Source organism: Vibrio sp. B4-6 (assembly GCF_963888245.1).
Taxonomy (GTDB): domain Bacteria; phylum Pseudomonadota; class Gammaproteobacteria; order Enterobacterales; family Vibrionaceae; genus Vibrio; species Vibrio anguillarum.
In genome coordinates, this window is sequence record NZ_CAWPIM010000055.1 from 138,820 (window position 1) to 162,413 (window position 23,594).

The 23,594-nt window shown below is 45.8% G+C and carries 20 protein-coding genes; 14 read left to right on the plus strand and 6 right to left on the minus strand.

The genetic code is table 11. The annotated features are described in order from the left end of the window. Positions 1–99 precede the first annotated feature (99 nt). Entirely contained in the window at positions 100–2,463 is a 2,364-nt protein-coding gene (locus AACV20_RS13465) for a DNA polymerase II (protein WP_170907510.1), read from the plus strand. Positions 2,464–2,487: 24 nt separating this feature from the next. Here AACV20_RS13465 and AACV20_RS13470 read toward each other — a convergent pair whose 3' ends face one another. Next, positions 2,488–3,255 carry a nucleotidyltransferase gene (locus tag AACV20_RS13470; protein ID WP_013856611.1) on the minus strand — a complete coding sequence of 256 codons (768 nt, stop codon included), beginning with the start codon at positions 3,253–3,255 and terminating at the stop codon, positions 2,488–2,490. A gap of 134 nt (positions 3,256–3,389) precedes the next feature. On the opposite strand from AACV20_RS13470, the gene yeiP reads away from it, so the two are divergent. Beyond that, positions 3,390–3,956: an elongation factor P-like protein YeiP gene (gene yeiP / locus AACV20_RS13475; RefSeq protein ID WP_013856610.1), complete on the plus strand. Its 567-nt coding sequence runs from the start codon at positions 3,390–3,392 to the stop codon at positions 3,954–3,956. Between the two features lie 2 nt (positions 3,957–3,958). Continuing rightward, positions 3,959–4,279, plus strand: a complete 321-nt coding sequence (locus AACV20_RS13480) for an HI1450 family dsDNA-mimic protein (RefSeq protein ID WP_017048043.1) — start codon at positions 3,959–3,961, stop codon at positions 4,277–4,279. Positions 4,280–4,377: 98 nt separating this feature from the next. On the opposite strand, the gene yqfB is transcribed toward AACV20_RS13480, so the two are convergent. After that, positions 4,378–4,722, minus strand: a complete 345-nt coding sequence (yqfB, locus tag AACV20_RS13485; protein ID WP_094150161.1) for a N(4)-acetylcytidine aminohydrolase — start codon at positions 4,720–4,722, stop codon at positions 4,378–4,380. Positions 4,723–4,932: 210 nt separating this feature from the next. Between yqfB and hutC the strand changes: the two genes are divergently transcribed. The 6 genes from hutC to AACV20_RS13515 all read left to right on the plus strand — a co-directional run bounded on the left by hutC (position 4,933) and on the right by AACV20_RS13515 (position 12,148). Beyond that, positions 4,933–5,646: a histidine utilization repressor gene (gene hutC / locus AACV20_RS13490; protein WP_038148510.1), complete on the plus strand. Its 714-nt coding sequence runs from the start codon at positions 4,933–4,935 to the stop codon at positions 5,644–5,646. A 127-nt stretch (positions 5,647–5,773) separates the two neighbouring features. Beyond that, a complete protein-coding gene (hutI, locus tag AACV20_RS13495) occupies positions 5,774–6,988 on the plus strand; it encodes an imidazolonepropionase (RefSeq protein ID WP_170907461.1) in 1,215 nt (404 codons plus the stop codon). Next, positions 6,981–7,994 carry a formimidoylglutamase gene (hutG, locus tag AACV20_RS13500; RefSeq protein WP_017050359.1) on the plus strand — a complete coding sequence of 338 codons (1,014 nt, stop codon included), beginning with the start codon at positions 6,981–6,983 and terminating at the stop codon, positions 7,992–7,994. The genes hutI and hutG overlap by 8 nt, the downstream gene beginning before the upstream one ends. Before the next feature lie 77 nt (positions 7,995–8,071). Continuing rightward, entirely contained in the window at positions 8,072–9,769 is a 1,698-nt protein-coding gene (gene hutU / locus AACV20_RS13505) for a urocanate hydratase (protein WP_094146921.1), read from the plus strand. 11 nt (positions 9,770–9,780) lie between these two features. Continuing rightward, positions 9,781–11,313, plus strand: coding sequence for a histidine ammonia-lyase (hutH, locus tag AACV20_RS13510; RefSeq protein WP_064625495.1), 1,533 nt, complete (start codon positions 9,781–9,783; stop codon positions 11,311–11,313). A 109-nt stretch (positions 11,314–11,422) separates the two neighbouring features. Beyond that, positions 11,423–12,148, plus strand: a complete 726-nt coding sequence (locus AACV20_RS13515) for a DUF3581 domain-containing protein (RefSeq protein WP_026027168.1) — start codon at positions 11,423–11,425, stop codon at positions 12,146–12,148. Between the two features lie 141 nt (positions 12,149–12,289). Here AACV20_RS13515 and AACV20_RS13520 read toward each other — a convergent pair whose 3' ends face one another. After that, the gene (locus AACV20_RS13520) at positions 12,290–12,751 is read right to left on the minus strand and encodes a methyltransferase family protein (protein ID WP_038148466.1); all 462 of its coding nucleotides are present in this window, start codon (positions 12,749–12,751) and stop codon (positions 12,290–12,292) included. Between the two features lie 80 nt (positions 12,752–12,831). Beyond that, a complete protein-coding gene (gene ydiJ, locus AACV20_RS13525) occupies positions 12,832–15,867 on the minus strand; it encodes a D-2-hydroxyglutarate dehydrogenase YdiJ (protein WP_170907462.1) in 3,036 nt (1,011 codons plus the stop codon). 275 nt (positions 15,868–16,142) lie between these two features. On the opposite strand from ydiJ, the gene AACV20_RS13530 reads away from it, so the two are divergent. From AACV20_RS13530 to AACV20_RS13550, 5 genes are all read left to right on the plus strand, one after another. Further along, a complete protein-coding gene (locus tag AACV20_RS13530) occupies positions 16,143–16,832 on the plus strand; it encodes a DUF3334 family protein (protein ID WP_170907463.1) in 690 nt (229 codons plus the stop codon). A gap of 127 nt (positions 16,833–16,959) precedes the next feature. Next, positions 16,960–17,643: a DUF2786 domain-containing protein gene (locus AACV20_RS13535; protein WP_017042255.1), complete on the plus strand. Its 684-nt coding sequence runs from the start codon at positions 16,960–16,962 to the stop codon at positions 17,641–17,643. Positions 17,644–17,748: 105 nt separating this feature from the next. Further along, positions 17,749–18,726, plus strand: coding sequence for a J domain-containing protein (locus AACV20_RS13540; RefSeq protein WP_094125746.1), 978 nt, complete (start codon positions 17,749–17,751; stop codon positions 18,724–18,726). 172 nt (positions 18,727–18,898) lie between these two features. Beyond that, complete coding sequence (locus AACV20_RS13545; RefSeq protein WP_010319035.1) at positions 18,899–19,081, plus strand: hypothetical protein; 183 nt, start codon at positions 18,899–18,901, stop codon at positions 19,079–19,081. Between the two features lie 328 nt (positions 19,082–19,409). Then, a complete protein-coding gene (locus AACV20_RS13550) occupies positions 19,410–19,808 on the plus strand; it encodes a hypothetical protein (RefSeq protein WP_017045220.1) in 399 nt (132 codons plus the stop codon). A 121-nt stretch (positions 19,809–19,929) separates the two neighbouring features. On the opposite strand, the gene fabV is transcribed toward AACV20_RS13550, so the two are convergent. Next, entirely contained in the window at positions 19,930–21,132 is a 1,203-nt protein-coding gene (fabV, locus tag AACV20_RS13555; protein ID WP_026028134.1) for an enoyl-ACP reductase FabV, read from the minus strand. 177 nt (positions 21,133–21,309) lie between these two features. Further along, positions 21,310–23,592, minus strand: coding sequence for an acyl-CoA dehydrogenase (locus AACV20_RS13560; RefSeq protein ID WP_170907464.1), 2,283 nt, complete (start codon positions 23,590–23,592; stop codon positions 21,310–21,312). Between the last annotated feature and the right edge of the window lie 2 nt (positions 23,593–23,594).

Below are 23,594 nucleotides of genomic sequence, written 5' to 3' on the forward strand. Positions count from 1 at the left end.
CCATCGCCCGCTTACTCACCTCACTGAAATTCGTTATTTACCTCGTAGCTCTGATATGATGCCCTCCCCCAAGGTTACGACTATTTGGATTTATTACGCTTGGTTATTCAACACGGTTTTTTACTTACTCGCCATGCAAGAGACCTTCATGGCTCGACTCATATTGAGTTGTGGTTGAGTACGCCTCAAGGTCCAACCCAACTGATTATCCGTGGTGAAAAACCCGTTTTCTTCATACCACAGAAAGATGTGCCACAAGCGCAAAAATTAGCGTTAGAGCGGCAGCTCTCTATCGAATTAAAGACATTGGATTTGGAAGATTTTGAACATACCCTCCTAGCGGGTTGTTATTGTCAAACGATTCAAACGCATGCTGAGTTTTCGGCACTACTAAAGCAACATCATATTCTGACGTTAGAAGATGATATTAAGCTTGCCGACCGCTTTCTTATGGAGCGTTTTCTTAAAGGCAGCATTGAATTCACTGGACGGCTTACCCAGACGTTTTCCCACTCAAAAATAGAACAGGCGAAATGTCGACCGGGCAACTATCTTCCTCATCTGAAAGTGGTTTCGCTGGATTTAGAGTGTTCTGAAAAAGGCATTCTCTACTCGATTGGTTTTGATAGCCCAATGGACAGCCGCGTAATCATGATTGGTGAGCCTGAGCCTTGCGATACCCCGATTCAATGGGTGAAAGACGAATACGCATTGCTCAACGCTCTCATCGATTGGTTCACTGAGTTCGACCCTGATGTAGTAATTGGCTGGAGCGTGATTGATTTTGATTTTCGCTTACTCCATAAAAGAGCCGAGTGGCATAAGTTAAAACTTGCGATTGGCCGTGGCAAACAGCACAGTTTTTTTCGTAGTTCAAACCAGAGTCAGCAAGGGTTTATTACCATTCCCGGGCGAGTAGTGTTGGATGGAATTGATACATTAAAAACAGCCACTTACCAATTTCGTTCTTGGTCATTGGAATCAGTATCAAGGGAGCTATTAGGCGAAGGAAAAGCGATTCACAACGCCCATGATCGGATGGATGAAATCAACCGTATGTTTAAAAAAGACAAACCTTCACTGGCGAAATACAACCTGCAAGATTGTGTGTTAGTGAATAAAATCTTTGAACATACCCATTTGCTGGATTTCGCCATTGAACGTTCCCGTCTCACGGGTGTGGAGCTAGATCGCGTCGGCGGTTCTGTCGCCGCCTTTACCAATCTCTACTTACCTCAATTGCATCGCGCGGGTTACATTGCACCTAACTTACACTCCGAAAATTGGGTCGCAAGCCCCGGAGGCTATGTGATGGACTCCATCCCTAACCTCTACGACTCTGTATTACTTCTTGATTTTAAAAGCTTATATCCCTCGATCATTCGTTCATTTTTAATTGACCCACTTGGCTTGATTGAAGGGCTAAAAATTCCACTTGGTAAAGAGGATAACCAAGCAGTAACGGGATTTCGTGGCGGTCAATTTCACCGCACCAAACATTTTCTTCCAGAAATGATCGAGAAATTATGGGCTGCGCGTGATGTGGCGAAAAAGAACAATAACAAAGCCTTTTCACAAGCGATAAAAATCATCATGAACTCTTTCTACGGGGTGCTTGGATCGTCAGGTTGTCGTTTTTTTGATACTCGCTTGGCGTCCAGTATTACCATGCGCGGACACGAGATCATGAAGCAAACTAAAAAGTTAATTGAGGCGCAAGGCTATCAGGTGATTTATGGTGATACCGACTCAACCTTTGTCTCTTTAGGTGGTCAATATTCACAGCAGCAAGCGGATCGCGTAGGAAAACAACTGGTTGAACACATCAATCAATGGTGGACGACCCACTTGCGTGAAGAGTACCGATTGGAATCGATGCTGGAATTGGAATACGAAACCCACTACCGAAAGTTTCTGATGCCAACCATCCGAGGTTCAGAAACGGGGTCAAAAAAACGCTATGCGGGATTGATCGGTGAAGGCGAAAACGAGCGGCTAATTTTTAAAGGCCTTGAGAGTGCAAGAACGGACTGGACTCCGCTCGCACAACGCTTTCAGCACCAACTTTATTCGATGATTTTTAATGGTGAAGACCCTGCGGCGTTTATTCGTGAAATCGTTGAGCAAACTCAAACCGGTCAACTCGACCATGAGCTCGTGTACCAAAAACGGTTGCGTCGCAAGCTGCATGAATACCAAAAAAACGTACCACCACAAGTAAGAGCCGCACGACTTGCTGATACGATAAACCAGCAGTTAGGCCGACCATTGCAATATCAAAATCGAGGTCGTATCGAATACCTCATCACACTGAATGGCCCTGAGCCTAAAGAGTATTTAAAAAGTCCTATCGATTATCAGCACTATATCGATAAACAATTGCAGCCAGTCGCAGAAGCCATTTTGCCTTTTGTTAGCTTGAATTTCGAACAGCTCAGCCAGCCACAACTTGGGTTATTTTAAGAAGTACGACGATCTAGCCAGCGGTTAACCAATCCGAAACTCTGTTTTTTGATACTGCTTTGCAAGCCATTGCCCATAACTGTCTAGAATTCCAATCACTGAGCGTTTAGCGATCACTCGCCCAGAGAGCAAAATACCCAATCTCTCAATGTCGATTTTTTTCTCCGGGTGATAACGTAAAAACTGCTGCCCGCATTCGATAGGATCATCAAACCAATTTTTGTCACGATACATAATCAAAGAATAACTGGCGCGCAGTAATTTCTTGGCAATGGCTACTTGCGCCTTGCTCTGTTCGCTTTCAGAACTGGTTTTTGCAATTTTATCACGGTAAAAAAAGACCCAATCTGCGATGTCCATATTCCAGTGTTTAGCTATTTCCCAACTGGGTTCGAAATCGCCAAAGCATTCCGCCAGATCATCACCCAAGATACAAACGCAACAATGGCGCAACATAAATCCCCACGTAAAAATGCTCTCTAAAGTGGCTACCTCGCTCACGAGTGCAGTTTTGATCGAGACTTCGGTGATATGTGGGAAACTTTTCTGAAATCGCCATTTTATCGTATTTAGTAGAGTTGCTCGTTGCTCGGAGAAATCACGGTGCGTGACCAACACTACATCCAAATTGGAGCGCCCATAACGCGCAGTTCTACGCGCCACACTGCCATAAAGGTAAAGACTATGTAGATTGTCACCTAACCCGGCACGCAGAAACTTGATGAGATCATCGATAGCCGCTTGATATTCAGCCTGAAAGGGTTGTTTTGGGTCAATAACCGATAAATACATAGCAAAAAGCGTTAGTTAATTTAAGAAAAAGTACACGCGGTCATGTTCTACTATGCAAAGCAATCAATCAAGATATTCCTTTTCGAAAACGGCAAGGTATAATGCGCCGAAACTAAGTATGAAGGAAAAATTCCATGCCAAAGGCGAATGAATTAAAAAAAGGGTTTGCTATTATTTCTGGTGGCAAGACGCTATTGATCAAAGACATCGAAGTGACCACTCCTGGTGGCCGCGGTGGTTCTAAAATCTACAAACTACGTTGTACTGATTTGAACACTGGCGCTCGCGTTGATGAGCGTTTAAAAGCCGATGACTTTGTCGACACCGTTGACATGAACCGCCGTGCGGTTTCGTTTTCTTATGTTGATGGCGATGAGTACATCTTCATGGATAACGAAGATTACACTCAATTTACGTTTAAACAGGCGGATATCGAAGATGAGCTACTGTTCATCACTGAAGAAATCCAAGGTATGTATGTGGTTGTCGTTGACGGTGTTGCGGTAGCACTAGATGTCCCTTCATCTGTTGAGCTTGTGATTGAAGAGACTGATCCTTCCATCAAAGGTGCTTCAGCTTCTGCGCGTTCAAAACCAGCACGTTTAAGCACTGGCCTTGTTGTGCAGGTTCCTGAATATGTCGCAACTGGCGACCGTATTATTATCAACACCGCTGAACGCAAATACATGAGCCGAGCATAATAATGTCTGATTTGATTTCTTACGACGATGCCATTGATGCGGCTTACGACATCTTTCTTGAAATGGCACCCGATAATCTAGAACCTGTTGATGTCATCCTGTTTACAGCACAATTTGAAGACCGTGGCGCGGCTGAACTGGTTGACGTTGGTGATGATTGGGTTCAACACGTGGGTTTTGACGTCGATAAGGAAGCTTACGCGGAAGTATTGATCGGTCTTGTCAATGAAGAGGACGACGTACTAGACGATGTGTTTGCAAGAATGCTCGTTAGCCGCGACCCAGACCAAAAGTTCTGCCACATTCTGTGGAAGCGTGACTAACCTCATTACTGTTGCTGCGTTTTATAATGAAATCGTCGTGACACGGTCTTGAGGAAAACAGCAATAACGCCAATCGTGATTGATTGGCGTTATTATTTTTAAGCGTGATCTTTTTCCAGATCTTTCTCTTCAACCAGTTGATAGTGAATGACATACAACTGTTCAATATTGGGATAAATGTCTTGAATCACCTCTTTCAGTGTCGTGAGTGACATATTTTCTTGCTCTGCATGGTAGTGGCTTAATTCGCTAAATAGGATCGGTTCAACCTTATTGATTAACAAGCGGCAGAACTTTCGTCCCTCTTCCAACGTACTCACCTCGACAATAGAGCCAACTTGGTAGTGCTTTTCGCTCTCATCACGAATGGTGATCACTTTCTTTTTCGCCAAAATATCCGCTTCAAAACGAGCGAAAAAAGTCATTTCTGTTGGAGCTGTCATCGCATTTTCTCTTTATTATCTAAACCACAAGTTACCATTTACAACACAAGTTACGGCGCCATCTTACCGTGACACTGACCCTTTGTCGTCGATAGCTGCTTCACCAATTCACAGTTTTGACCGATGATGATCGCAAAGCCTTATCTAAATATTGCATTTCCCAGCGACTTCGTTAATTATTTGTATATTCAAATAAAACTCATCATGCCCATGTCAAGTTCACCACTTTATAGACAAATAAAACAATTTATTTTAGATAACATTGAATCCGGACACTGGCCTGTCGGCCAACGCATAAGCACCGAGCTAGAACTGACTGAGCAATTTAATGTGAGTCGGATGACGGTGAATAAAGCGATACGGGATCTGGTAGCTGATGGAAAACTGCAACGCCGACCAAGGCTAGGTACTTTTGTTTGCGCTGTAGAAGACAAAGCGGAATCACCGCTACTTGATATTCGTAATATTGCTGACGAGGTCGCTAGCCGAGGGAAGCAATATCGCAGTAAAGTCTTAAAGCAACTTGCGTTAACAGCAGATGAAAGTGTCGCTATCAAACTCGGCGTCATGCTAGGATCTTCTGTTTTTTATAGTGAAATCATTCACTTTGCCAATGATACTCCGATACAACTGGAAGTACGTTGGGTCAATAGCCGCTACGCGCCCCACTATCTTGAACAAAACTTCTCGTTCATGACGCCCAATCAATATCTTTCACAAAACTGCCCATTAAGTGCAATTGAGCACACTGTTGAAGCCATTATTGCCGAGCATCACATCAAACAATTGTTGCAGTTGGCCGTCAATGAACCCTGTTTACTACTTAATCGCCGTACCTGGAGTGGCGATAAGTTAGTCAGCTCTGCACTGCTTTATCACCCGGGCTCGAAATACAAATTAACCTCTAAAGTGATGCTCGATTAACGCTACACATTTCAACATTCGATCACACTTTTGCAACATTCATCTTGCACCGCCTGCGCTTTTGCCTTATTTATTTGTATATACATTTAAATCAGCAGCGCACTAAGCGATAACGGTGACAATAAAGATGGATCTAATACTGACCAACGCGCGTATCGTCAGCATGGAACAAGGAGAGCTTGGCTATCAGCCTAGCTCTCCTAAAACTGTGGTGATAAAAGCGGGCAAAATTGACGCCTACTTTGATAGCCACATTCCCATCACCGCCGCGCCAGAACACAAAGTCATAGATTGCCAAGACAAGCTTATCACTCCGGGGTTGATAGATTGCCATACTCACCTTATCTATGCCGGTAACCGCGCCAATGAGTTTGAAATGCGCTTGCAAGGTGTTCCCTACCCAGAGATCGCCAAGCAAGGCGGCGGTATTTTATCAACCGTCCACGCCACCCGCACCGCATCCATTGACCAATTGGTTGAGTTGGCACTACCAAGGTTAGAGGGGTTGCTGCGTTCCGGTGTCACATCCGTTGAGATCAAATCGGGCTACGGTTTAACGCTCCATGATGAGATAAAAATGCTCAAAGCGGCTAAGCACCTTGAGGATCATCGCCGCATTAAAGTCGTCACAACACTGCTCGCCGCTCACGCCATTCCACCAGAATATCAACACCGAACAGACGATTATGTTGAGCATATTTGTCAGGAAATCATCCCTCTGGTGGCCGAACAAAAACTCGCTTCGAGCGTCGATGTGTTTTGTGAATCGATTGGTTTTACGCTGGCACAAACAGAAAAAGTGTTCCAAGCCGCAATTGCGCATGGGCTGCAAGTGAAAGGTCATACCGAGCAATTATCAAACCTAGGGGGAAGCGCTTTAACCGCCCATTACCAAGGTTTGTCTGCCGATCATATCGAATATTTAGATGAGCAAGGTGTGTTTGCACTCGCCCGTTCCAATACCGTGGCAACCTTGCTGCCCGGTGCTTTTTATTTCTTACGTGAAACCCAACGCCCACCGATTGATTTACTGCGTCAGCATAATATTCCAATGGCCATCGCAAGTGATTTCAACCCCGGTACATCGCCGTTTGCTGACCTCACTCTTATTATGAATATGGCGTGCACACTGTTTGGCTTAACCCCCCAAGAAGCCTTACGAGGTGTGACTCAACATGCTGCGCAAGCGTTAGGTTTTGCTGATTCTCGCGGCAAAATTGCCACTGGCTATGATGCCGACCTCGCCATTTGGAATATTAGCCACCCAGCCGATTTAAGTTATCAAGTAGGCGTACCGCGTTTGCATGCACGGGTAGTTGACGGAGCATTGACCTATGAATAACCCTACCTTTAGCAACACTCAGCACAGCTTCGAGTGGCAAGGCCGTCACGATGCCGAAGATGGCGAGTTAGGTACACGCGTTCATCATCAAACTCAACGTTGCACCGTCAATACGCTACCCATTCAACAAAACCAAGATGAGAAAGCCATTGCCATTATCGGTTTTGAATGCGATGCAGGGGTGGCCCGCAACAAAGGGCGCATTGGCGCAAAACAGGCCCCCGATGCCATTCGCCAAGCGCTGGCCAACATGGCTTGGCATAAGCACTCTCGCTTTTTTGATCTGGGCAATATTCGTTGTATTGATGATGAGCTTGAGCTGGCTCAGCAACAGTGCGCTGATGTGATTGCCCATACGCTTAAACAAACGCCCGTTATCGTACTGGGTGGCGGTCATGAAGTCGCTTGGGCCACGTTTCAAGGCGCAGCGCAATATCTGAGTCAACAAGCCATCAGCCAACCACGGATTGGGATCATCAATTTTGACGCACATTTCGATTTACGTGCTTTTGAGTCAGAGATCGCTTCGGTGCGACCTAGCTCCGGCACCCCTTTTAATCAAATCCATCAATGGTGCGAGCAAAACCAATGGCCATTTCATTACGCTTGCTTAGGTGTGAGCCGAGCAAGTAATACGGCGGCACTGTTTCAACGAGCTGATGAACTGGGCGTTTGGTATATGCAAGATAATCAGTTTTCAGCACTAAGCCCGATTGATCATCTGCGTGAACTGCAACACTTCATTGACCAGTGTGACTATCTCTATTTGACGATTGACTTAGATGTCTTTCCAGCTGCAACGGCGCCGGGAGTCAGCGCCCCAGCAGCACGTGGCGTAAGTTATGAAGCGCTTGCCCCTTATTTTGACAAAATTTTCTACCACAAAAATAAGCTGTTAATTGCCGACATTGCCGAATACAACCCGCAATTTGACCAAGACAATCAAACTGCTCGCCTCGCAGCAAGGTTGTGTTGGGATATCGCCAATGCCATGACCGACGATTAATCGCTACACCTCACTTAACCCGATACTGGCACCATAACAACAATAGCGCCACATTGTGAAACACAAGGAGTCTCAACATGACGCAACCCCATACTCAAGAGCAACGTCTTGATACTACGCGCACCATTCGCGCCCCTCACGGTACAACACTTCGAGCCAAATCGTGGTTAACCGAAGCGCCACTGCGCATGCTCATGAACAACCTTGACCCAGACGTTGCAGAGCACCCACATGCACTTGTGGTGTATGGTGGCATTGGCCGCGCGGCCCGAAATTGGCCGTGCTTTGATAAAATTGTTGAAGTGCTTGAACGCCTTGAAGAGGATCAAACGCTCTTGGTTCAATCAGGCAAACCTGTCGGTGTTTTCCCGACGCACAAAAATGCACCACGTGTGCTAATTGCCAACTCAAACCTTGTACCACATTGGGCCAACTGGGAGCACTTTAATGAGCTCGATAAGCAAGGTTTGATGATGTACGGTCAAATGACGGCTGGCTCATGGATCTACATCGGCTCACAAGGCATTGTACAAGGTACTTACGAAACCTTCGTCGCCATCGCTAAACAGCATTTTGCTGGTAGCGCAAAAGGCCGCTGGGTGTTAACTGGCGGCTTAGGTGGCATGGGCGGCGCTCAGCCATTAGCGGCAACCATGGCTGGGTTTTCCATGATTGCGGTCGAGTGTGATGAATCGCGCATCGACTACCGCTTACGCACTGGTTATGTCGATAAAAAAGCCACCAGTTTAGATGAAGCCTTGGCGATGATCGATAGCTCGGAGACACCGATTTCTATCGGTTTGTTAGGTAATGCCGCCGATATTTTTCCACAGCTAGTTGAGCGTAATATCACCCCCGATGTGGTGACAGACCAAACCTCGGCCCATGACCCACTCAATGGTTATTTACCCTTAAATTGGAGCATGGAACACGCCGCTCAAATGCGCGCTCAAGATGAAAGCCAAGTGGTCAAGGCGGCCAAAGCATCGATGGCTGTCCAAGTTCAAGCGATGTTAACGCTGCAAAAACGCGGCGCTGCCACACTCGACTACGGCAACAATATCCGCCAAATGGCTCTCGAAGAAGGAGTGGCGAACGCTTTTGACTTCCCAGGATTCGTGCCAGCCTACATTCGCCCACTGTTTTGTGAGGGGATTGGACCTTTTCGCTGGGTCGCCCTTTCTGGCGATCCCGAAGACATTTATAAAACCGACCAAAAAGTGAAAGAGTTAATCCCTGATAACCCCCATCTACATAACTGGCTAGACATGGCGCGCGAACGCATTCAATTCCAAGGCCTACCAGCTCGCATCTGTTGGGTGGGTTTGAAAGATCGCGAACGTTTAGGCCAAGCCTTTAACGCGATGGTGAAAAGTGGCGAGTTAAAAGCGCCAGTCGTGATTGGTCGCGACCATTTAGATTCCGGCTCGGTAGCAAGCCCAAACCGTGAAACTGAAGGTATGCTAGATGGCTCAGACGCTGTTTCCGATTGGCCGCTGCTCAACGCACTGCTCAATACAGCCGGTGGCGCAACTTGGGTGTCACTTCATCACGGCGGTGGCGTAGGTATGGGCTTTTCTCAGCACTCTGGCATGGTGATCTGCTGTGATGGTTCAGATGACGCAGCCCAACGCATTGCACGTGTTTTGCATAACGACCCAGCTACAGGTGTCATGCGCCATGCTGATGCAGGCTATGACATTGCGAAACGCTGCGCTAAAGAACAAAAGCTCGACCTGCCAATGCTCAACCATGAACTCGCGCAACTGAAGTAAGGACAAAAAACATGTTAAATCTTGTTATTAAACCGGGCCAATTGAGCTTAAAAGCACTGCGTCAAGTAAGCCGAAAGCCGGTCACCGTATCACTCGACTCCAGCGCGATAGCGGGTATTGAAGCAAGCACACAAGTCGTTGAGCAAGTGATTGCCGAAAATCGTACTGTTTATGGTATCAACACGGGGTTTGGCCTACTTGCCAATACTAAAATTGCCCCTGAAGATTTAGAAACCTTGCAGCGCAGCATCGTGCTTTCACACGCTGCAGGCATTGGTAAATTCATGGCGGATGAAACCGTTCGCTTGATGATGGTACTCAAAATTAATAGCCTTTCCCGTGGGTATTCTGGTATTCGACTTGAGGTGATCAACGCCTTGATGGCGTTAGTTAATCACCAAGTCTACCCCTGTGTTCCGCAAAAAGGATCGGTTGGTGCATCGGGCGATTTGGCACCTTTAGCACACATGAGTACGGTACTGCTCGGCGAAGGACAAGCTCGCCACAACGGCGAAATCATCTCTGGGCTGGACGCGTTGAAAATCGCAGGGCTAACTCCTATTACTTTAGCGCCAAAAGAGGGGCTCGCGCTGCTCAATGGCACACAAGCTTCTACCGCATTTGCACTAGAGGGGTTATTTGCCGCAGAAGACTTATTTGCCTCCGCCATTGTGTGTGGTTCGATGTCGGTCGAAGCGGCGCTGGGCAGTCGCCGCCCGTTTGATCCGCGCATTCATCGCGTTCGCGGCCATCGCGCGCAAATGGATGCCGCCAGCGCTTATCGCCATGTACTTGACAGCCGCAGCGAGATTGGTGAATCCCACACCGCATGTGAAAAAGTACAAGATCCGTATTCACTGCGTTGCCAACCACAAGTGATGGGCGCGTGCTTACAGCAAATTCGCAATTCGGCTGAAACGCTAGAAGTGGAAGCCAATGCCGTTTCCGACAACCCTCTGGTGTTTGCAGACGATGGCGACATCATCTCTGGCGGTAATTTCCATGCAGAGCCCGTCGCGATGGCTGCGGATAATTTGGCGCTAGCAATTGCCGAAATCGGCAGTTTGTCAGAACGACGAATGGCGCTCTTGATTGACAGCGCGCTCAGCAAGCTTCCACCATTTTTAGTGGACAACGGTGGCGTTAACTCTGGCTTTATGATTGCGCAAGTGACGGCGGCAGCGCTAGCCAGTGAAAATAAAACGCTCGCCCATCCGGCTTCGGTTGACAGCTTACCCACTTCGGCCAACCAAGAAGATCACGTGTCGATGGCAACGTTTGCTGGTCGTCGTCTGCGTGATATGAGCGAAAACACGCGTGGTATTTTAGCGGTCGAGTATCTTTCTGCCGCGCAGGGGCTCGATTTCAGAGCGCCCAATAAATCCTCCGCATTGGTCGAACAAGCGAAACAAATCCTGCGTAAAAAAGTTTCGTTTTACGATAAGGATCGCTACTTCTCGCCAGACATTGAACAAGCCAATACCTTGCTAGAACTGGCGGTACATAACTCGCTCATGCCGGAAAATCTTCTCCCTAGCCTATAATGTTACGCTATTGAGCCTCGCTCTCTGTGAGGCTCTTTTTACTGATTGGACCATTCATCGAGTGGAGTTGACTTATAATCGCGTCAGTTTTGGCTATACAGCGTGCATTATGTCTCTTACATCTTATTTCTCTCATCAAGATCAAAAATTCCAGTTCACTCGCCAACAAGCGAGTCACTTTGCTAAAAAAGTGGCGGGAGATTTCAACCCAATCCACGACGAAGACAGCAAGCGTTTCTGTGTTCCGGGCGATTTGCTCTTTGCAGTATTGCTGCAAAAAGAAGGCATTAGCCAAAAGATGCGTTTTGATTTTTCAGGCATGGTCAGCGATGGCATTGCACTGCACATTGAAAATAAGTGTATGAAAGAGAGCGCTCTTGTCGATACTGCGGGCAAAGAGTATCTACACATGAGCCGTGAAGGCCAAGTAAGCCACAACACCGCATTTATCGAACACGTTGTGACGAACTATGTGCAGTTTTCTGGTATGAACTTCCCGCACATCATGGTGCCATTGATGGAAGAAGCGCAAATGATGATTAACTGCCAGCGCCCATTAGTCATCTATGAAAGCATGGAAGTGGAATTTGAACGTTTAGACCTCACTTCACCTGAAGTTGAGTTTTCTGGTGCGACGTTTGATGTCGACGGTAAACGTGGCATTGTCACGCTTAACTTTGCCTTTAAAGAAAACGGTCAAATCGTAGGGAAAGGGGTAAAGCGCATGGTAGCTAGTGGCCTGAAACCTTATGACCAAGAAGCAGTCGATGACTTAGTTAATCGCTTCAATGAACGTAAAGAGATGTTTTTAGCTCAATTTTCAAAAGCAGCCTAACCGTATTCTTTTCACTATGGCTTGAGCTCTTTTGCCCATTATCTAGAACCATGTTTGTTGTCTAGAACCATGTTCGTCGTATAGATTGCTGCCCCGCTATTCTCGCGGGGCTTTTGATTTCAGATGCCTTACGACATTCAACTATATCCAGCGCCTGACACGCTGCTTGTAATCGACATACTCTTCGCCAAAACGCGCTTCCAGCACTCGCTCTTCTGGATAAATCTGAAAACGATTCATAAACCACACAAATAAAAATGCGACCACGAGGCTCAACCCATTGTGTTGCCAATAGGCTACACCAAACAACAGAAAAAATAGCCCCAGATACATCGGATTCCGCGAATAACGGTAGATACCGCTATCCACAATACACGATGTCGTTTCTGGTTTGGTTGGATTGACCGTAGTTTTCTTGCGACGAAATTCGTAAATCCCCAGTAAACCAACGATGCCAGATAAAACAAAGCAAATCGCAAAGACCACTCGAGGCAGAGGTAAAGCGAGGCTTGCAAACTCAAAGCTGTATGAGATGCGATGCATTAACAGTAGCGCCACAATAAATATCGCCACTGGGGGTATTTTCAGTTCAAATTTTTCCATGCTGCTCCACCTGACTGTACTTCGCTCTAAACCAATATCGACAGTATAGTAAAAAGCCCAGTAAGGTCTGGGCTTAGGGTTTACAACAATGCCAGTAAAGCTTGTAACGGATGCTTTGGTTTTACCTGTTCAAATCGTTTCACTTGACTGCGGCAGGAATATCCTGTGATCAAGCAACGCTCTTTGGGCAGTTTTTCTAAACTTGGCTTCCAGCTTAAGCCATAAATATCTTTCGACATCTCCAGCTTATCCTGTTCGTGGCCAAAGGTTCCTGCCATGCCACAACAACCAACAGGCACCGTTTTTAACTGAGAACCAAAATGGCTAAATATCGCACCCCACTCTTTTTCTGCATTCGGTAGTTTGGTCTTTTCCGTGCAATGAGCAAACAGATACCAAGGCGCGTCACTGTGGTTTTGGTGATGGTTAAATTCCGACAAACGTGGCAACAGCCACTCATGAACGGTCAACACATCAAACTCACCGCGCTTATCGCCAAGAATTTCGTTGTACTCATCGCGGTAGCAAAGCACTAACGCTGGATCGACACCGACCATTGGAATATTGAGATCAGCCACTTGTGACAAAAACGCAGCGGTGTTTTTCGCAGTGGTTGTGAATTGCTTTAAAAATCCTGTGATATGCTGCGCTTTACCATTGGGTTTGAATGGCAACAGTATCGGATTTTTGCCTAATTTGATCAGCAATTGTACGAAATCTTCAACCACCTCAGCATCATAATAACTGGTGAATGGGTCTTGAACGATAATCACATGTTCAGCGCGATCTTGCTGTGACAGCCCAGCGAGGCGCTGCATATCGAATTTCACCACTTGGCCTGCGACACGCTTTGCCAACGTCGGTACCGAAAGCAAGGGCGCATCAACGTAACCAACGGTTGAAGCGGTGAGGCTTTGTACCCATTTCTGAGCCAACACCCCGTTCACCACTTGCGGAGCCTTTGCCATGACCGGTAAAAGCGTTTCAATATTCGCGACGAGATAATCCTTAGCCGGACGCTGATAACGTGAGTAGTAGATATTTAAAAAACGAGAGCGAAAACTCGGCACATCCACTTTGATTGGACATTGGCTGGCACACGCTTTACACGCCAAACAGCCATTCATCGCTTCATACACTTCATGTGAAAAATCGTACTCACGCGATTTATTGAAAGAGTTACGCACGCGATCAATCATGGTTTTGATGGTTGGGTTCGACTCCAACACTTGCTTCTCTAGGTCGAGAATATCCACACCCTGCTCGGTAAGTTGGCGTAACCATTCACGCACCAAACCGGCACGGCCTTTCGGTGAGTGACGACGATCCGCCGTGACTTTCATCGACGGACACATCGGCGAACTGGTGTCATAGTTAAAGCATAAACCGTTACCATTACACTCCATCGCCTGTTTGAAACTGTCACGGACCTTCACATCGATTTGACGATCAAAATAGCCGCGTTTGGTGTCCGTGACTTTGACCAATTCAAAATTGGTCTCAAGTGGCGTACATATTTTGCCGGGGTTCATTTTATTGTGCGGGTCAAAGGCTGCTTTAACGCGTCGTAATTCAGTAAATAGCTCCTCACCAAAAAACGCGGGGCCATATTCGGAGCGATAACCTTTGCCATGTTCGCCCCACATTAAACCGCCATATTTTGCCACCAGCTTGACCACCTCATCAGACACTTCATGCATCAGAAGCTCTTGCTGTGGGTCACACAAATCCAAAGCAGGACGCACATGCAACACGCCCGCATCCACGTGACCAAACATGCCATAACTGAGATTTTTACTATCCAACAAGGTACGGAATTCGCTAATAAAATCAGCCAAGTGTTGAGGAGGAACACAAGTATCTTCAGCAAAAGCAACAGGTTTAGCCTTGCCTTTGGCCGCCCCTAATAACCCCACCGCTTTTTTGCGCATGTTGTAAATCAGGTTAATGCTCGCCAAATCACTGCACACTTGATAGCCAATGATGCCCGCTTGTTCTTGCTCAAGCATCTGATCAAGACGCTGCGTCAATGAAGCGACCTGCGCGGCGACCTCTTGCTCGCTTTGGCCTGCGTATTCGACCATGTTGATGCCTTGCATCTCTTTGCCCGGAACATCCGCTAATAACTCGCTGACGCTATGCCAAACAATATCTTGCTTAGCTAGATTTAATACTTTGGAATCGACGGTTTCAACCGATAACGCATTGGCCGCTACCATTAAAGGGGCATTACGCAATGCCGAATCAAAGCTGTTGTACTTCACATTGACTAAGGTGCGAGCTTGGGGGATAGGCGTCAGATTCAAGGTTGCTTCTGTGATGAAGACCAAAGAGCCTTCTGCGCCACAAAGTACCCGAGTGAGATTAAAGTGATCACCTTCTTCATCAAGCGCATTTTTAAGATCGTAGCCCGTCAGAAAGCGGTTAAGAGGTGGAAATTTCGCCACAATTTGTTCGCGCTTTTCACGGCATACCGCTTCGGTCACTTGCAAAGCATTCGCAGCAAAAGTACCACTTTCAGGCAAGCCTAATGAGAGATCCGATTCAAGTACCGAGCCATCGGCAAAAACGGCTTGCAGAGACAATACATGATCCGACGTTTTGCCATATTTTAAAGAGCCCTGCCCTGACGCATCGGTATTGATCATGCCACCAAGTGTAGCTCGGTTACTGGTCGAAAGATCCGGTGAGAAAAAATAACCTAATGGTCTGACCGCATCATTTAATTGGTCTTTCACCACGCCAGCTTGTACTCTTACCCAACCTTCATCAGCATTAATTTCAAGCACTTGGTTCATGTGACGAGATAAATCAACCACAATACCTTTGGTTAACGACTGGCCATTGGTACCAGTGCCACCACCGCGCGGTGAAAAAGTGACTCTCTCAAACTCTGGTTTTGAGCTAATCTTACCAATAAGTGCTACGTCATGAGTTGATTTGGGATGCACAACGGCTTGAGGCAATTGCTGATAGACACTGTTATCAGTCGCAACAGCAAGTCGGCTAGAGTATTGTGATTCGATATCGCCGCTAAACCCCTCGTTTTCGAGTTGTTGTAAAAAGCTCAAAACGACGGGATCGACGTCCGTTTGGTGATGAAGTCTTGGTAACATTTGCTTCCTGCCCCTACTGCGCTGATCCAATCAGCTGTGGGTTAATGGTTATTTTGATATTAATCTTTGAATTTCGTCACTTTACAACATTTAAAAAGGTGATCAAATCAGAATCTCAATGCAAGAATGAATCTCTCTAAAAAGTCATCAGTACGACATTTTTCCTGTACACAACATTTTAGCTATATATAGTTAATTAACGCTTTATGCTTTATATATTGATATAGAGAGTTAAATACCGCTTTTAAACTGCAATGCACATTACGGATATCAGAATGAAAAAAAACAAGATTGTTACCACTGAAGATATTTTGCTTAAGCTTTGTCAATCAGTGTCAGGAGTGCTCAGTTCTGCAACAGCGACCAACATTGCTTACTCAGCGATGGTACAAAAAATCAACAAAACGTCACTAAAGCCAGATTTCGGCTGTTTCGTTTTGTTTGATGGTGGCTTCTCTGGGCTCGTTGTTATCAACTTTACGGCCAAGGCTGCGCTGGAAATTTACACCAGTTATATGCGCAACATGGGAATGCCAGAAGAAGAGCTGGCCGTGCTGCACACTTCTGACGAGGTGGGCGATGTACTGGGCGAATTGATGAATCAACTCGTAGGCGACTTCACAAATAAAATCCGCAAAGAACTGCAAACCAACATTACCCAAAACCAACCGAAGATGCTGTCACTCAACAAACAGGTAATTTTGTCGGTGGATACTAATTTAGATCGTCCACAAGCACGCCGAGTTACCTTCTCGACAGAAAGTAATAATATTTTCTATCTTGAACTGGCAATGGATAAAACCGAATTCATCCAACTTGAAGAGTTTGAAGTTCAAGAAGATGAAAGCCCTGATTCAATTTTAGAAGCGACTCAGCAAAAGCTGTCTGCCAAAGCAAAAAACGACAAGCAAAACAACAGTGCTGATGATTTGACTACAGACCTATTGGATGAACTTGGTATTTAAACCACCAACCTCCTCTCGACTCGCTGCCTGATTTTGGGCAGCGATTCTCCACTTCGCTTTCACTTCCCGCATAAAACCGCTAAAATGTCGGACTTTTCTGAAGTTGTAGAATTGTATTTGCGAATTAATGGATAAACAGAAAGCTCTAAAGAAGATCGCTAAATGTCTTGAACTTGGTAATTCCGCGAATGTGAATGAAGCGGCCAATGCCATCAAGATGGCGCATAGCCTGATGCTGAAGTATGGGCTTGATAAAGATGACATCGAATTTATCAAGATGGGCAAAACCCAATCAACCCATTTACTACCCGCATCGATCACCTCATCACTACTGCGAGTGATCCGCGGTATCAATACTAAGTTTGGTGTAGAAGCGGTGCTACTCAATCATAAAGGACTCAAACGTGTTGAGTTTATTGGTGAGGCCGATCGCGCTATTTTTGCCGCATTCGCTTTTGATATCATTTACCGAGAAATGAACGAGCACACAGGCCAATTTCGAAATAGTTTCGCGGGTAGTGGAACTTCCAGCATGGAAGTCACACGGCGCGTCAATTCATTCGTTTCGGGTTGGATTGAAGGGGCATTAGAAAAACTTCCAGTGATCACCGCCGATGATGAATCCAATAACAAAATCAATAATTACATTGATAAAGAGTTTCAAAATATTGACCGTGAAACCTTCAAGCAGCAGCTGCGTGATGCTATGAAAAATATTACCGCGGATTACGAAACTGGGTTAAAAAAAGGCCGTAAAGTATCTGTAAACCGACCGATTGATGGCGCACCTGCTCCAAAACGTCTTAGATAACCATTAATGCGCTATTCTGCTCTGTGCATTCGATAGAAATGCGCTACTATTTGAACAGAAATTAGCCCCACAAAACATGGTGAAAATTTGAGAGTTGTCCTTAGTTTGTGCCTGTTTTTCTCCTCATTAGTACTGGCTTCTCCTGTTGCAGAGCTAACTGCCCAAGCTCAGCAACAAAACTCAAATGCACAATATCAATTGGCGCTGGCTTATCAGCAAGGGGACAAAGTTGCTGTTAACCTAAACAATGCGTTTTATTGGTTTCAGCAAGCGGCGCAGAATGGACACCCCTTAGCCAAATCTAGGCTAGCCAATCTCTATTTAAAGGGACAAGGAACCCCAAAAGACATCCCTCAAGCTCTATTTTGGCTGACAGACTTAGCCACTAGCGGCGATGTGAATGCTCAATTACAACTCGCTAGAACATACGAAACACTCCCTTCGCCACCCTCAGCGTTAGAATTGTCAGAAATGTGGTATCGCATTGCGGCAAGTAAGAGTAGCCAAGCCGAAGAGGGTTATGCCCGTGTATTGCAAGAAAAATTCAATCAACAACGTGCAAAACAAGTCTCCTCCATCAGCCAATTAGACAGCGCTTTTGACAGCAGCGATGAAGCTGACATGGTGGTCAGCACTGCACCCGTTGATCGCAACTCGACAAGCTCTATCATGACGGATTACTTATCTCTGTTGTTGCTGATGGTACTCCTTTTGATGCTTATCTATCTTTTCCGCTTCTGGAGCCGAAAACGTAAGACCCAGCAACACGATAAAAATAGTCAACACCAGCAAGAAATCGAATCGCAGGCTTTTATGATCAAACAGCAAAAAAGGCAGCTTGAAAGCTTATTCAAAGAGATCAAAAGGCTACAAAACAATCATGTTGCTCAATCTCAGGATCAAAAATTACTATTAGCCTGTGCATTATTTGGCTTTAAACCCAGTGAACTTCCCGATGAAAAAAGCATCAAGCTTCGCTACAAGCAACTGTGCAAAATATACCACCCAGATCTTCAAGGCTCACAAGAAGAAATGAAACGACTCAATGGGGCGTTAAAAATCATCCTGCCTCACGTTAAGTAAATGTTATTTTTAATGCGAAATATTACCGCTCGCGATTAAAACACTCGCCAAAGATAGACAACGCAATCGATCTCCATCTCACTTAAAGTAACAAATAGTTAACTTAATTCTCTTTTATATGGGATAATGCGCCGCGAAAATTACACCTAAATCTTCTAGGTGGGGAGAAAACATGTTTACGATTGAAGGTATTTGCGATTGGTGTAAACAACCAAAGCTATTAATAAAACACGAATATATTGATGGGAAATCGCATCACTCATGTGAAAGTTGCAATGAGTTTGCGCGCATGGATGTCAGGCAGTTTAATATTGCAGAGCAAGCATTTCGAGATCGACAGTCACTGTCACATTAGGCATCAATAGCTATACATGAAAAAGCGCCAACACGGCGCTTTTTTACTGCCTGTTTTAAAGCACAACCATTTCAGCGACTATGATAACTTATCTAATTAGTGACGAGACACTGTTACTAGGATACTTACATTGATCACAAAACAGACAACAGCGCTTTATCTTTGAACAATTTGATTGTTTGCTAAAAATAGTTATTAATCAATAAATTAAAACAAAATCTAACGAATTCAAGCTTGGTTATGCTGATAAATTCAGCAAAAAAAACTTGATCAGTATCTACAACTCAAATACTGTATACACATACAGCATGTATGAAAGGACAGTATTATGCTTCAAGTAAATTTCGCTTCTCAACTATCAGCTCAGTACCCTTTGGCTAATGCCCATCGCTCAGTCAATACGATTGAACAAGCCATGATGTCAAAGCTTGCTAAGCTATCCCAGCACCAACAGCAGTGGATCTTATTCACCTCTGAATGTCCTCGACCACAGTATGAACAGTTTGCTTCTTTCAATATACATTGCGACAGAGTGATCCACATGAAACCCTCTCAAACGTTATCGGAATTAGAGATTGTGATTAAAGCTATCCGCTCCGGAAATGCCAGTGCGATAATCGCGTCAAATACTATTGAGCCTATCAACCAACACCTACTCAAGCAATTAGCGGCCGAGCACCACTGTGATGTATTTTTTGTTGCAGGGAAACAGCAACCGTTTCATTGATCGAGAAAATGCTGTTGAGGGTGAATAATGCTGTATTACCCTCCATAACGGCAAAGGCCTAGCACTGTGGCTAGACCTTTGAGATTAGAACATCTTATTGTGTCACTGTGACATCAATGGATTAGATATCAATTACATCGAATGCCACTTCAGTATCGACATCGGCTTCGTAATCAACGCCATCAACACCAAAACCGAATAACTTCAAGAATTCTTCTTTGTATTCAACGTAATCCGTCAGCTCTTTTAGGTTTTCAGTAGTGATCTGTGGCCAAAGCTCACGGCAATGCTTTTGAATATCTTCACGCAGTTCCCAGTCATCCAGACGCAGACGATTTTGCTCATCTACTTCCGGCGCACTACCGTCTTCTTTATAAAGACGTTGGCTAAACATGCGATAGATCTGTTCAATACATCCTTCATGTACACCTTGCTCACGCATTTTCTTAAACACCATTGCGATGTAAAGAGGCATAACAGGAATAGCTGAACTGGCTTGAGTAACAACCGATTTAAGAACGGCCACATTAGCCGTACCACCTAGTACAGAAAGCTGTTCATTCAGTGCCGATGCGGCGCGGTCTAAATCCATCTTCGCTTTACCTAGCGCACCATCCCAATAGATTGGCCAAGTTAGCTCAGTACCGATATAGCTATAAGCCACGGTTTTACACCCTTGGGCCAATACGCCAGCTTCAGCAAGTGCATGGATCCACAGCTCCCAATCTTGACCGCCCATAACCGTTACCGTGTCTGCAATTTCCTGCTCAGTTGCAGGTTCAACACTGGCTTCAATGATGATGTCTTTATTGGTATCAACCGCTGTCGCGGTGTATGTTTGGCCAATCGGTTTCAATGATGAGCGAATCAGTTCGCCAGTTTCAGGTAACTTACGCACTGGTGAAGCAAGCGAGTAAACCACCATATCAATTTGACCTAAGTCTTGTTTGATTAGCTCGATCGCTTTCTGTTTTGCTTGGTGAGAAAATGCATCACCATTTAGGCTTTTAGCATACAAACCCGCCTCGTGAGCAAGCTTGTCAAACGCGGCTGCGTTATAAAAACCGGCGGTGCCTGGTTTTTTATCCGTGCCCGGTTTTTCAAAGAAAACACCGATGGTCGCAGCACCTCCACCAAAAGCGGCGGTAATACGAGACGAAAGGCCGTAGCCACTGGATGAGCCTACAACAAGTACACGTTTCGGTGCATTTTTGATAGGGCCTTGTGCTTTGGTGTAAGCAATTTGTTCTTTTACATTAGCTTCACAACCCACAGGGTGCGTTGTCGTACAGATAAATCCACGAATTTTAGGTTTGATGATCATATTCAACTTCCTTCAAAAATCTCCGCTAGGATAAAAGTTTCGCTCGAAGATCTCACCCTATTTCTTTAAAAACAGGCAGAAATTGCAAGTGGTTGGATCTCTCGTGGCTCAAAAAATCAGGGCACCCGACTAGGATGCCCTGATATACGGTCACACTTTTAGTAACGATATTCGCGACTAAGCAACATGATTAAGCTTTGGCTTTCCCGGCTTATTGGTCATCACCTCGCTCAAGTCATGGCTAAAGTGATCAACTTGAATCGCTTTATAACGCAGTTTGTCTGCGGCCAAAATTTGGTCTACTTCAGTTTGAGTCAACACATTTTCGCTTAAGGCTTGAGCCAATCGCTCAGTCAGGGCACCTTTACGCGCAATTTTACCCTCTTTGGCCGCACGGAACAGCTTGCGTTCAAGTGCATTGATGCCGTACATCGCCAAAAACGCTTTTTCCATCAAGCCAACGCTATCGTCTTCCTCTGGCCCAATGTAGCAAAGATGAGTGAGACGATCTCGATGTGCTCCAGGAGTCATTAAGCTTTCCGCCAGTTTGACCGACAGCTCATCGCTAGGTTTGTCATAATGGTTGCCCAAAGGGAAGACCAACACTTTAAGTAAGCGCCCAACCACTTTGTTGGGGAAGTTGCTGTACGCCTCTTGCAAAGATTTAGCCGCGTGGTACAAACAATATTGCACCGCGTAGTGCACGTAATCTAAATCGGTTTGTTGGCGGCCTTCATCTTCATACTTTTTCAAGGTCGCTGAAGCCATGTACAGATAACTCAAACCATCACCTAAACGCGCTGAGATCATCTCTTTACGTTTAAGATCGCCACCTAACGTCAACATAGCGAAATCGGCACTCACGGCAAGTGCTCGGCTAATGCGCGTCAACTGTTGGTAATACGCTTTTGTTGGGCCGCTCATCTGCGCTTTGACAAAGCGCGAACCCGTTAATGCAGCACCGAGCGCCCCAAAGGTATTTTTGGTCGCGTGGCTAATGTGCTTAAACAACAGCTTATCGAAATCTTTCGCGCCTTGCTCTGTATCAGGATTAGCCGCCGCTTCCATCTCTTTCAAAACATAAGGGTGACAGCGAGTGGCACCTTGGCCAAAGATCATCAAATTGCGAGTTAGGATATTGGCCCCTTCAACCGTAATTGCGACCGGGATACCAAGATAATGTGTTCCGAGGTAGTTCATTGGTCCATCTTGAATCGCTCGACCAGAGTGAATATCCATCGAATCATTTAAAATTGTGCGCGCAATTTCTGTCATATGGTATTTGGCAATGGCGGTCACTATACCCGGCTTTTCTTTCAAATCAAGCGAGGTTGTGGTTAAGGTTCGTGTCGCTTCAAGCAAATAAGTTAAGCCACCGATACGGCCCAGTGCTTCAGCTACCCCTTCAAATTTACCAATTGACATGCCAAATTGCTTGCGCACATAAGCGTATGCACCTGTCGTGCGCGAAGTTAAGTGACCAATCGCCGTAGCAAGTGCGGGTAATGAAATACCACGCCCTGCCGACAAACATTCCACCAGCATGCGCCAGCCTTTACCCGCATAGTCAGCACCACCGATGAGCCAATCCATCGGGATGAAAACATCTTGACCACGCGTTGGGCCGTTCATAAACGCAAGGCCGAGTGGATCGTGTCGCTCGCCAATTTCCACGCCTTTGTGATTAGCAGGGATCAACGCGCAGGTAATACCGATATCGAGCTTATCGCCTAGAAGTTTTTCAGGATCACTGAGTTTGAAAGCTAGGCCTAGCACAGTTGCAACCGGAGCCAGCGTGATATAACGCTTATTCCAACTGAGTTTAATCCCAAGGACTTCTTTGCCCTCGTGCTTGCCGTAACACACCACGCCTTGATCAGGAATGCCGCCAGCATCGGAGCCTGCTTCTGGCCCGGTCAGCGCAAAACAAGGGATATCCGTACCGTCAGCTAAGCGAGGAAGCCAGTAGTCTTTCTGTTGTTGTGTACCGTAGTGAGAGAGGAGCTCTCCCGGGCCAAGGGAGTTTGGCACCATCACTGTAACAGCGGTACTGATACTGCGCGTCGCAATCCGTGACACTATGGTGGAGTTGGCGAGTGCGGAAAATTCACGACCACCGTAGGCCTTTGAAATAATCAAAGAAAAGAAACGCTCTTTACGCAGAAACGTCCACACTTCCGCTGGCAAGTCGCGATCTTCTTTCACGATTTTATGGTCATCTAACATGGACAGCAGCGTTTCCAACTCATTATCAATGAAAGATTGCTCTTCATCTGACAAGGTTGGTTTTGGGTAATGATGCAGCTTGGTAAAGTCTGGACGACCTGAAAACAGTTCACCATCCCACCAAACGCTGCCCGCTTCCATCGCCTCTTTTTCTGTCTCCGATAACGGAGGCAAAACTTGCTTAAACAGTTTAAAGGCGGGGTCGCTTATCCATTTTCTTCGTAGAGAGCTCATGA

Coding starts and splice junctions, on each gene's coding strand:
- fabV (WP_026028134.1), bottom strand. CDS start 21,132: ATGATCATCAAACCTAAAATTCGTGGATTTATCTGTACGACAACGCAC.
- yeiP (WP_013856610.1), top strand. CDS start 3,390: ATGCCAAAGGCGAATGAATTAAAAAAAGGGTTTGCTATTATTTCTGGT.
- AACV20_RS13530 (WP_170907463.1), top strand. CDS start 16,143: ATGAAAAAAAACAAGATTGTTACCACTGAAGATATTTTGCTTAAGCTT.
- hutU (WP_094146921.1), top strand. CDS start 8,072: ATGACGCAACCCCATACTCAAGAGCAACGTCTTGATACTACGCGCACC.
- AACV20_RS13535 (WP_017042255.1), top strand. CDS start 16,960: ATGGATAAACAGAAAGCTCTAAAGAAGATCGCTAAATGTCTTGAACTT.
- ydiJ (WP_170907462.1), bottom strand. CDS start 15,867: ATGTTACCAAGACTTCATCACCAAACGGACGTCGATCCCGTCGTTTTG.
- AACV20_RS13520 (WP_038148466.1), bottom strand. CDS start 12,751: ATGGAAAAATTTGAACTGAAAATACCCCCAGTGGCGATATTTATTGTG.
- AACV20_RS13550 (WP_017045220.1), top strand. CDS start 19,410: ATGCTTCAAGTAAATTTCGCTTCTCAACTATCAGCTCAGTACCCTTTG.
- AACV20_RS13560 (WP_170907464.1), bottom strand. CDS start 23,592: ATGAGCTCTCTACGAAGAAAATGGATAAGCGACCCCGCCTTTAAACTG.
- AACV20_RS13470 (WP_013856611.1), bottom strand. CDS start 3,255: ATGTATTTATCGGTTATTGACCCAAAACAACCCTTTCAGGCTGAATAT.
- hutC (WP_038148510.1), top strand. CDS start 4,933: ATGTCAAGTTCACCACTTTATAGACAAATAAAACAATTTATTTTAGAT.
- hutI (WP_170907461.1), top strand. CDS start 5,774: ATGGATCTAATACTGACCAACGCGCGTATCGTCAGCATGGAACAAGGA.
- yqfB (WP_094150161.1), bottom strand. CDS start 4,722: ATGACAGCTCCAACAGAAATGACTTTTTTCGCTCGTTTTGAAGCGGAT.
- hutG (WP_017050359.1), top strand. CDS start 6,981: ATGAATAACCCTACCTTTAGCAACACTCAGCACAGCTTCGAGTGGCAA.
- AACV20_RS13545 (WP_010319035.1), top strand. CDS start 18,899: ATGTTTACGATTGAAGGTATTTGCGATTGGTGTAAACAACCAAAGCTA.
- hutH (WP_064625495.1), top strand. CDS start 9,781: ATGTTAAATCTTGTTATTAAACCGGGCCAATTGAGCTTAAAAGCACTG.
- AACV20_RS13515 (WP_026027168.1), top strand. CDS start 11,423: ATGTCTCTTACATCTTATTTCTCTCATCAAGATCAAAAATTCCAGTTC.
- AACV20_RS13480 (WP_017048043.1), top strand. CDS start 3,959: ATGTCTGATTTGATTTCTTACGACGATGCCATTGATGCGGCTTACGAC.